Annotated in this window: 1 pseudogene; it reads right to left on the reverse strand. The window is 70.8% G+C overall.

From position 1 onward, the window contains the following. Positions 1 to 864: pseudogene (locus ABEA93_RS42035) on the reverse strand (transposase); the annotation flags it as partial.

The raw sequence follows: 864 nt of genomic DNA on the forward strand, positions 1-864 counted from the left end.
CGCGATGCCCCGCCACGCCTTCAATCGGTTGATCAGGCGCTCGACGGTGTTGCGCTCCTTGTAGAGGTCGGTGTCGTGGGTGACGGGCCTGCCGCCTCTGGAACCCTTCTTCCTCCGGTTGGCGGCCTGGTCCTTCTTCTCCGGGATCACGGCCTTGATCCCGCGTCTGCGCAGGTAGGAGCGGTTTCCGCGGGAGGAGTAGGCCTTGTCCCCGGCGACCGCGTCCGGCCGGGTGCGGGGACGGCCCGCAGTCCCGCGCACGCGGATCTTCTTCAGCACGGGGATGAACTGCGGGCTGTCGGCGGCCTGTCCGGCGGTCAGGACGAACGCCAGCGGGCGGCACCTGCGGTCGGCGGCGAGGTGGACCTTGCTGGTCTGCCCGCCCCTGGAGCGGCCGAGCAGGGCGGCCTTCAGGCGGAGCTTGCGCCGGCGTCGGACGCGTCGTCGTTCGTCGTGTTCCGGGTCGTCTGGGGTGTCCCGTCCGACTTGTTCTTCCGAGCCGCCCCCTTTTCCCGGGCCTTCTCCTCCTCGGCCGCGGCCTTCTCCAAGGCGGCCACGACCTCCTCGTCGAGGTGCATCCCGGCGGCGTCGTGGTGGGCCCGGGCGGTCGTGGAGTCCACGCTGACCAGCGACAAGTCCACCTCGCCCCGTCGCGCGGCCTCCGCGATCAACGCTTCCAGCAGGGCCTCGAAGACGCCGGCGTCCCGCCACTGCCGGAAGCGGTTGGACACGGTCGACCAGGCACCGAACTCCCGTGGCATCTCCCGCCACTGCGAGCCCGTCCGGAACTTCCAGACCACCCCCTCGAACTGCTGCCGCAGCCGCTCGGGATACGGGCCATAGTCACCGATCGGCAGATGCGGC

The organism is Yinghuangia aomiensis (assembly GCF_039542225.1).
GTDB lineage: Bacteria > Actinomycetota > Actinomycetes > Streptomycetales > Streptomycetaceae > Yinghuangia > Yinghuangia aomiensis.